Below are 2,599 nucleotides of genomic sequence, written 5' to 3' on the forward strand. Positions count from 1 at the left end.
GGGTGGGGGTTGGCTGGGTGGGGGGCGGTTGCGCGTCGCGCCCCTCCCGGCGCGCTCTGTTGGTTGGGGGCGGCCCCGCCCCCCCCCCCCCCCGACCGCCCCCCCCCCCCCCCCGCCGACGGGGGTTCCGGCTGCCGCGACGCCTATGACTTCCCTGCGCTGACCCTGGGTCAGTCTCACTCGTTCGTGGCTCGTCGAGCCCGCGCACGCCGGGTAGACACCAGCCGGAGGCGATCCATGGAACAGACTGCGTTGCGTCCCAAGCCGATGCCCGGTCAGGAGCGGCGGAACGACGGCACCCCCGGCACCGCGCGGCACCCGCACGCCGCACGACGGCGCGGCAGGCGGCTGCGGACCCTGCTGTTCGGCCTGTTCGCCGGGACGGTCCTGGTCCTGTCCGGCGTCGGCCTCGGCACGGTCGGTGCCACCGTGATCGGCATGAGCAGACTCGCCCAGCTGGAGAGCCGGCCACCCGCACCGGCCCCGCCCGCCCGGCACACGCCCTCCGCCGCCCCGGGCCCAGCGTCGGCACCGGCGGTCGCGAGCCTCGGCGTGGAGGTCGTGGACGCCGAGAAGGCGGGGGCGCTGGTCGTCGGCGTCCACGAGCCCGGCCCCGGCTACGCGGCCGGGCTGGTCCGCGGTGACGTGCTCCTGCAGTTCGGCAGTGCCCGCGTCGACACGGCCGCCGACCTCGCGCGGGCGGTCTCCCGTGCCCGCCCCGGAGCCGGGGTCACCCTCACCGTGCGTCATCGCAGCGGCGGGTATCAGCAGCTCACGGCCGTCCCCGGCGTCGTCACGTGACCGCCCGCGTGCGACGTCCGCCCGCCCGACCGCCGGGCACGCGGCGACGGGACCCCGAAACCGGCTCGCGCGGCCCTCCGGGTCCGGGCAGGATGCTGCTCATGGTCCCTTGCCCCGCCGCCAGACGCCCCCTCGGAGGCCCGGATGACCGGTAGCACACGCGTGCCCTTCACCGCCGACGACTACCGGGCCCGTATGGAGCGCGCCGCGCGCTCCGCCGCGCAGGCGGGGCTGGCGGGGCTGCTCGTGGCGCCGGGTCCGGACATGGTGTGGCTGACCGGCTACGCGCCCACCGCGGCCACCGAACGGCTCACCGTGCTGGTCCTCGCCGCCGGACGTGATCCGGTGCTGGTCGTGCCCACCCTGGAGGCCCCGGACGCGGAGAAGGCGTCCGGCGCGTCCGCCCTGACCCTGCGCGACTGGACCGACGGCACGGACCCCTACGCGGTCACCGCCGACCTCCTCGACAAGGAGGGCCGCTTCGGCATCAGCGACAACGCGTGGGCGATGCACCTGCTCGGCCTGCAGAAGACCCTGCCCGGCACCTCCTACGCCTCCCTCACCGACGCGCTGCCGATGCTGCGTGCCGTGAAGGACTCGGCGGAACTCGAACTGCTGGCGGCCGCCGGGGCGGCCGCCGACGCGGCCTTCGAGGAGATCCGCGAGGTCGCCTTCACCGGCCGCCGCGAGTCCGACATCGGCCGCGACCTCGCCGACCTGCTGCGACGGTTCGGGCACTCGCAGGTCGACTTCACCATCGTCGGCTCCGGCCCGAACGGGGCCAACCCGCACCACGAGGTCGGCGACCGGGTGGTCCGGCACGGAGACATGGTCGTCCTCGACTTCGGCGGACTCAAGGACGGCTACGGCTCCGACACCACCCGCACCGTGCACGTGGGCGAACCGACCCAGGAGGAACGGAAGGTCCACGACATCGTCCGTGCGGCCCAGGAGGCGGGCTTCCGGGCGGTGCGCCCCGGGGTCGCCTGCCAGGAGGTCGACCGGGCCGCCCGCGCGGTGATCACCGAGGCCGGCTACGGCGAGTACTTCATCCACCGCACCGGCCACGGCATCGGCGTCACCACCCACGAGCCGCCCTACATGATCGAGGGCGAGGAACAGCCCCTCGTACCCGGCATGTGCTTCTCGGTGGAGCCCGGCATCTACCTGCCCGGCCGGTTCGGGGTGCGCATCGAGGACATCGTCGCGGTGACCGAGGACGGCGGCCGCCGGCTCAACAACACCACCCGCGAAATGGTCATAGTGGACTGAGCGGACCCAGGAGACACCGTACAAGACCCCGGAACGGCAACGGCGCGACCATGACCCAGGCACCGACACCCACCGCGGACACCGTCCGCCGACTGGTCCGTTCGCTGCTCAAGGAGAGCACGGACGGAACCGCGGGACCCGACGTCCGGCCCGTCGCGGAGGGCGGCGGGCACTCCACGTGGTGGGTCGGCACCCGCCATGTGCTCCGCCTCGCCCCCGACCGCGAGGCCTCCGCCCGCCAGCGCCGCGAACTGCGCCTGCGCGACCTCGTGCGCCCGCACCTCCCCGTCGCCGTCCCCGTGAGCGTGGCGCACGGCGACTGGGCCCCCGGGCTGGCCTTCACGCTCGACACCAAGGTGCCCGGCGGGACGGGGGAGGACCACGACGTGTCCGCCCTCGGCGAGGCCGACCTCGCCGGACTGCTCACCGGCCTGCGCGAGGTGCCCGTGCGGCAGGTGGAGACCCTCGGCGTGCCGCGTGCCGCGCCGCGCGCCCTGGAGGCGCGGCGCCGGATGGGCGGGGGGGC

The 2,599-nt window shown here is 75.3% G+C and carries 3 protein-coding genes; all 3 read left to right on the forward strand.

Features of this window, described 5'->3' with window-relative positions; genetic code table 11:
* Positions 1–237: 237 nt before the first annotated feature.
* Positions 238–801, forward strand: coding sequence for a PDZ domain-containing protein (locus ACFW2E_RS23285; protein WP_384469000.1), 564 nt, complete (start codon positions 238–240; stop codon positions 799–801).
* A 144-nt stretch (positions 802–945) separates the two neighbouring features.
* Positions 946–2,073, forward strand: a complete 1,128-nt coding sequence (locus ACFW2E_RS23290) for an aminopeptidase P family protein (protein WP_384469001.1) — start codon at positions 946–948, stop codon at positions 2,071–2,073.
* A gap of 50 nt (positions 2,074–2,123) precedes the next feature.
* Positions 2,124–2,599: phosphotransferase family protein (locus tag ACFW2E_RS23295; protein WP_384469002.1), on the forward strand; the 476-nt coding region annotated here is incomplete at its 3' end.

The sequence above is a fragment of the Streptomyces sp. NPDC058964 genome (genome assembly GCF_042741275.1).
In the GTDB taxonomy this organism is placed as follows: Bacteria; Actinomycetota; Actinomycetes; order Streptomycetales; family Streptomycetaceae; genus Streptomyces.